Source organism: uncultured Streptococcus sp. (assembly GCF_915066115.1).
In the GTDB taxonomy this organism is placed as follows: Bacteria; Bacillota; Bacilli; order Lactobacillales; family Streptococcaceae; genus Streptococcus.
In genome coordinates this window covers 1-6202 of sequence record NZ_CAJZDT010000114.1, presented here as the reverse complement: position 1 = coordinate 6202, position 6202 = coordinate 1, and the positions used below count along the sequence as shown (strand labels likewise).

9 protein-coding genes are annotated in these 6202 nt (G+C 35.7%); 2 read left to right on the top strand and 7 right to left on the bottom strand.

Annotation, left to right across the window (positions count from 1 at the left end; translation table 11 throughout):
• Positions 1–138: 138 nt before the first annotated feature.
• Genes QZ565_RS07695 through QZ565_RS07680 form a run of 4 tightly spaced genes read right to left on the bottom strand, consistent with a single transcriptional unit; the run spans position 139 to position 1960 of the window.
• Complete coding sequence (locus tag QZ565_RS07695) at positions 139–471, bottom strand: hypothetical protein (protein ID WP_001220782.1); 333 nt, start codon at positions 469–471, stop codon at positions 139–141.
• 7 nt (positions 472–478) lie between these two features.
• Positions 479–838, bottom strand: a complete 360-nt coding sequence (locus QZ565_RS07690) for a hypothetical protein (RefSeq protein WP_000092745.1) — start codon at positions 836–838, stop codon at positions 479–481.
• Complete coding sequence (locus QZ565_RS07685; protein ID WP_295527818.1) at positions 831–1670, bottom strand: phage replisome organizer N-terminal domain-containing protein; 840 nt, start codon at positions 1668–1670, stop codon at positions 831–833. The genes QZ565_RS07690 and QZ565_RS07685 overlap by 8 nt, the downstream gene beginning before the upstream one ends.
• Positions 1671–1678: 8 nt before the next feature.
• Positions 1679–1960 carry a DNA-binding protein gene (locus tag QZ565_RS07680; protein ID WP_084947900.1) on the bottom strand — a complete coding sequence of 94 codons (282 nt, stop codon included), beginning with the start codon at positions 1958–1960 and terminating at the stop codon, positions 1679–1681.
• A 147-nt stretch (positions 1961–2107) separates the two neighbouring features.
• Here QZ565_RS07680 and QZ565_RS07675 point away from each other — a divergent pair, with 147 nt between their 5' ends.
• Positions 2108–2626, top strand: coding sequence for a helix-turn-helix transcriptional regulator (locus QZ565_RS07675; protein ID WP_084947897.1), 519 nt, complete (start codon positions 2108–2110; stop codon positions 2624–2626).
• A 51-nt stretch (positions 2627–2677) separates the two neighbouring features.
• Entirely contained in the window at positions 2678–3832 is a 1155-nt protein-coding gene (locus QZ565_RS07670) for a site-specific integrase (RefSeq protein ID WP_125386634.1), read from the top strand.
• Between the two features lie 132 nt (positions 3833–3964).
• On the opposite strand, the gene rpsI is transcribed toward QZ565_RS07670, so the two are convergent.
• The 3 genes from rpsI to QZ565_RS07655 all read right to left on the bottom strand — a co-directional run bounded on the left by rpsI (position 3965) and on the right by QZ565_RS07655 (position 6198).
• Complete coding sequence (rpsI, locus tag QZ565_RS07665; RefSeq protein WP_000075964.1) at positions 3965–4357, bottom strand: 30S ribosomal protein S9; 393 nt, start codon at positions 4355–4357, stop codon at positions 3965–3967.
• An 18-nt stretch (positions 4358–4375) separates the two neighbouring features.
• Positions 4376–4822, bottom strand: a complete 447-nt coding sequence (gene rplM / locus QZ565_RS07660) for a 50S ribosomal protein L13 (protein ID WP_001044624.1) — start codon at positions 4820–4822, stop codon at positions 4376–4378.
• A 215-nt stretch (positions 4823–5037) separates the two neighbouring features.
• Complete coding sequence (locus QZ565_RS07655) at positions 5038–6198, bottom strand: ABC transporter permease (RefSeq protein ID WP_295527824.1); 1161 nt, start codon at positions 6196–6198, stop codon at positions 5038–5040.
• Between the last annotated feature and the right edge of the window lie 4 nt (positions 6199–6202).

Here is a 6202-nt window from a genome sequence, read left to right as displayed (position 1 = left end):
TTAGCATCATAGTATTCCAGCATCGCATGATACAAACGAGCCTTCGTTTTATCTTGTTGTTTAATTCCATGAAGAAATAATTCTGCTCGCTTTAATTTCAATATGTATTCACATATCTGATCAAAATCCTTATCCATATTACTTTTGAAAATAAACATCTTTTTCCTCCATCACATCAACTATTTTTTGCATCAAAATAGACATATCCATTTTGTTTTCATAGCTTATTCTCCCAACTACAGTTGCAAGACGGGCTATAGAATTGATATTCTTTCCGACTTGTTCCAACTCTTCTGTTAAAGGAACTAAACCTTCAAAAGAGACTTTTTGGATGTTCAAATCTGTTCGTATTAATTTTTGTCTAGCAAACTCAGAAAAATTACGAATATTTTCCTTCCTCATACAATCATTTAATTTTTTATTTTCTTCTTCCGTCAAAAACACCTGTTTCAACACAGATTTTATTCTCATGGTCCTATCACCTCGTTTTCTTATTTAGTCGTTTTACAAGTTCTTTCACTTGTTTACTTGTCTTCTTTTCATATTCTATCATCAGCTCAACGCAGTAGTGAAATATCCTTACATTATCCAAATCCTCACTTTGTTCTGCTATTCTTTCTAACTGACGTAAGTTATTGATAATTCTTCTAACTTGAAATATAAAGTCATGATAAGATTCAAAATCAAATTGAAGATAAATAGGCGAGCTCTTAAATAACATTTTTCTGGCATAAGAGGAAAAACTTAGATGATTTGTCATTTCAATCAAGTTATTCACTATTTCATTTTGCTCCTCAGTGATGTAACATTTCTTTAGAACAGTCCTATATCTACTCATTTATCATATACTTCTTTCGGGCATTTTCATGGGCAATAGCTTTGCACTCCAGCATACGTTCCTGCTTTAAATTCTCCATAGACTTAAATAAATACGCCAAAGGAGACGTCGCATCCTCAGGAATCCGTTCAATCATGCTAATGACTTCATCACTAGTTACATACCCACTAGCCAAATACTCGCCTATCTTCATCTTCTGAGCATGTGTTAAAGTGTAATTGTTAGGATACAAAAATCTATCATTGTACTTATAAGAAATGGATTCTAACAAAGAATAATATTTGGGTGGAATATAAGTTTCAGGCTTTCTAGAACTATTATCCAGTATATTCTCAATCTCTTTCTTATTCTTACTCTTGTTCTTAATCTCTTGCGTTACATTATCATTTTCATCCGTTACTGTAACGTTACAGTCTAAAACGAGTTGTGGCTCGCCTGTAATTAGTGCTTTTTGTTTTTGTCTATGACGAGCAACACGTTCCCTAGTTTGTTTTCTAATCTTTTCTAGTCCATCTATATTCTGATGTTTCTCCCATTTTGGAATGGTAATAGCGCCATCTATGATTTCTATCATGCCAAATTCTTCAAACATGCTGAGAGCTAATTTTATCGATGTAGCTTTTCGTCTAAACACTGTTGAAAGCATTTCTTCTGTGTAATATACCTTATTTCCTAAACTCAGTATGCCACTATTATTTTGCTTTCCTGCAAGTACCAGAATTTTGAACCATATTACAATAAGCGTATCTCCTTCTGGCATTGATTCTATTAATTGAATTTTTTCATCATCAAATATATCTGTTGTTATCTTGATCCACTGAACACCATTCATACGAACACCTATCTTTCATATTGCTTCAACCATCGTGTTACTGCTCTTTTGTCGTATAAAGTCACTCCATCAATTACCATGGTTGGCATTCCTTCTTTTGTCCATTTTTGGATTGTTGTCGTAGATACATCTAACCACCTAGACAAACCTGACATACGAACCATAGGTTTATAAAGTTCTTTATCTTCAAATACTCTTGCTACAGCATTTGAAATCATCTCATCATAATGAGCACGTAATTGCTTCTCTAAATCTTTAGGAAGCTGGACAACTAAAGTAGTTTCCGACATAAATTAACACCTCATTTCTAAATTAAATAAGCTCCGAAACCATTTAATTTGTTATTCATTTTGAATTATATATCCTTTTTGAATTTTTGTCAAGCTTTTTTATTCAAAAAGAATAAAATGTGTTATAATGATAAAAAGGAGGTTCTTATGACCAATCATATTACTAAACTGATAGAAAATAGCGGAAAAAAATTGACAGAAATTAGCGAAGCTACAAATATAGCCTATCCTACACTTTCTGGATACAATCAAGGAATCCGCAAACCTAAAAAAGATAATGCTGAAAAATTAGCAAAATACTTTAATGTTTCCGTCGCTTACATTATGGGACTTGATAGCAACCCACACGCTCCATCAAATCTTAAAATTGTTACAGATAGTTTCAAAACATCTAAAATTGGTTCTGTGACACCTTTTAAAAGCGATATGGAGAAGTTAAAGAAAAGTATCGAATTTGGCGAAAGGGCATTAACACTACCACTTGATGATAGTTTTTCAGATGAATTTCGTCATATATTCTCAGAATACCTAGCTGAGAAAAACAAACGTTTTATATCTGAGTTTATAGACTATATGAATCACCAAAACAAAGATTCTAAAGTTTGGCAGAGCTGGATTAAAACAGACGAATACGCTATCCGCCAAGAAGATAGAAAAAATAGATAGACACTCATTTCTCAATTACATAAGCTCCGAGAACTTAGATACGGAGAAAAAATGTCTATACACAAATACAAAACAAAAAAAGGAATCCTATACTATGTCAGCTTTTACATTGGCTTAGATGCTTACGGAAAGAAAAAAAGGCACTTAAAGAGAGGGTTCAAAACCAAAAAAGAGGCAAAATTGTACGAAGCTCGTTTAGAAGCTGGTGTCGTTGCCCCAACAGTAAATACCGACAAACCTAACCCAAAAGTCACTTATAAAGAACTTTATCAAGAATGGTTTAAGGCCTATGTTGGGACCGTTGAAGAAACAACTTCTTCCCAAACTAAGAATATCTATCGAATACATATTCTACCAATATTTGGCCATAAATTTATTGACCAAATCAGTCCTTTAGACTGTCAAAACTTTATTACACAAAAATCTCAGACTTTCAAAAATATCAAACAGATAAAATCCTATACCTCAAAAATTTTTGATTTTGCAATCAATATGAACTACATTGATCGAAATCCAATGAAGAATGTTATCATGCCCAAAATCAAAAAGACAAGATCAGATAATTTTTGGTCACTGGAGGAATTGCATCATTTCCTTGATATAGTGAAAGAAACTGAGCCATTTAAACATTTTGCTTTATTTAGACTTCTTGCATTTAGTGGACTACGAAAAGGGGAGTTATACGCTTTAAAATGGGCTGATATTGACTTTGATAGCAATCTATTGAACATAGACAAAAGTCTAGGAAGAATTGACGGTAAAGCAATTGAAAAGAGTACAAAGAATGAATCTTCAGTTCGCACAATCTATCTTGATGATGAGACAATCGATATTATTAAGCAATGGAGAAATTTCTATCTGAAAGAACAATCTCAGTTGCCTCTTACAAAACTAAATATCAGTAACGAATATATGTTCTCTTACATATCAAGCAATGACAAAATTGAACCTTTGCATGCTGATTACATTAATAATGTACTAAATCGAATCATTAAAAAGCATAAATTAAAACCAATTAGCCCACATGGGTTTAGACATACACATGCAACACTTATGTCTGAAATTGGAATCGATCCTTCTAATACATCAAAACGTCTCGGTCATGCAAGCAGTCAGATGACATTAGATGTCTACACTCACACCACAAAAACTGGTGAGAAAAACTCTATTGACAAATTTGCAAATTATCTCAATAAAGCAAAATAGAATCATGATTTTTAAAATTTAGAAGAGGTTATCAGAAGGTTATCACAAAGCTATTCTAGCTCAAAAATCGACAAAAAAGCACTTTGCAAAATCTTTGCAAAGTGCTTTGAAACGTTGATATAATCGTATTGATTAACGTTTTGAGAATTGTGATGCTTTACGAGCTTTCTTAAGACCTGGTTTCTTACGTTCAACTTTACGTGAGTCACGTGTAAGAAGTCCTGCGCGTTTCAATGAATCACGGAAGTCTGGATCTACTTGAAGAAGGGCACGAGCGATACCGTGACGGATAGCTCCTGATTGACCAGCGTATCCACCACCTACAACGTTAACGAAAACGTCGTATGAACCTGCAGTTGAAGTAACTGCGAATGGTTGGTTGATTACAAGACGAAGGTCAGCGTGTGGGATGTACTCTTCAACATCTTTTTTGTTAACAGTGATTTTACCAGTTCCTGGAACAAGGCGAACGCGTGCAACAGCGTTTTTACGACGTCCAGTACCTGCATATTGTGCTTGTGACATACTTTATTGTTCCTTTCCTTAGATAAGTCCTGAAATATCAAGAACTTCTGGTTGTTGTGCAGCGTGAGTGTGCTCAGCTCCAACAAATACTTTCAACTTCATACCTTGAGCGCGTCCAAGAGTATTGTGTGGAAGCATACCTTTAACTGATTTCTCGATCAAACGTACTGCATTTTTAGAACGAAGTTCACCTGCAGAGATTTGTTTCAATCCACCTGGGTGGTTTGAGTGAGTGTAGTAGATTTTATCAGTTGCTTTTTTACCAGTTAATTTAACTTTTTCAGCATTGATAACAATCACAAAGTCACCTGTATCAGTGTGTGGTGTAAATGTTGGTTTGTTTTTTCCGCGAAGTACGCTAGCAACTACTGCAGAAAGACGTCCAAGTGGTACATCAGTTGCGTCAACTACGTACCATTTACGTTCAACTTGGCCTGGTTTAGCCATAAATGTTGTTTTGTTCATGATTTCTCCTATATATAGTTCGATTTTTGTTTACGGTGATGGGTGTTCCTTCCCATCGAAAAGTATTTGGAAGGTTCCGGGGCCTTACAAATGGGGTAAACAATACCGCCTACTATAATACCAAATTTCACCCCTAAAAGTCAATAGATATGAAAAATATTTTTCTAAATTCCACTCTTTTTATCTCTAAAAAACCTCGCTTTCGCGAGGCTCTTCTATTTATAAGATAAGGCACGTTTAAAGGTTTTCCAAGGACCTAAATCATCTGTTTGCAGAACGAGACTAGCATACATACGTCCGATAAAGACTGTTGCCGTTACTGCAAAAGCAATCGTAATCGCAAGCGAAATCCAAGCTTCTAACCCATTTGCATAGCCATTAATAGCTCTAAACGGCATGAAGAAAGTCGAAATAAAGGGAATATATGAACCAATCTTCAAGATGAGATTGTCACCAGCTGCACCTAGAGCTGTCACTCCAAAAAAACCACCTATAATCAAAATCATCAAAGGCGACAAGGCTTTTCCTGAGTCCTCAGGACGAGAAACCATAGAACCTAGGAAGGCTGCTAAAACAACGTACATAAAGAGGCTAACCAAGACAAACAATAAGGTGTTGAGCGAGAAAGCCTCTCCTATATGGTTTAAAATACCAGATTGTGCCAAGATTGGTAGGTCTTTAAAGAGAAGAATGGCAGCAAGTCCACCCACGACGTAAATGCCAATATGGGTCAAAATCACAAGAAGCAGAGCCAGCATGCGAGCGTAGAAATAATGACTAGCTCGGATACTAGAGAAGACCACCTCCATAATTTTGGTTCCTTTCTCGCTAGCCACTTCCTGAGCAGTGACACTAGCATAGGTAATCAAAATCATATAAAGGAAGAAACCAAGTCCTGCGGCCGCAAAGGTTTGAATCATTTTTTTATTTTCCTTGGATTCATCAATTTTCTCCGTAAAGTTAACTGTTTGTTCCAAGCGTTTTTCCTGTTCTTGTGACAAATTGGCTGCCGAACGATTGAGTTGATCTTGAAGCTCATTTAACTTGCTCGTTACTCCTAGCTTAATAGCAATCTCAAGGGAAGTTTCACCGTGATAAACTGCCTTCAAGACACTATCCTCTTGCTCAATGGTCAGATAGCCTTTTAATTTTTCATCCTTGATAGCAGCTTGAGCACTTGCTTCATCCTGATAATCAAAATTGAGACCATTGGTAGATTTAAGACTGTCTGTCACAGCTGGAACAGTGCTGACTACTGCTATCTTGCCACTCTGAGCCATAGAAGAGCCTTGGAGATAGCCAATTCCTCCAGAGAGACCGATAAACAAGAATGGAGAAATCACCCTAAAGAAGAAACTCCACGCTCTGACACGCAGACAA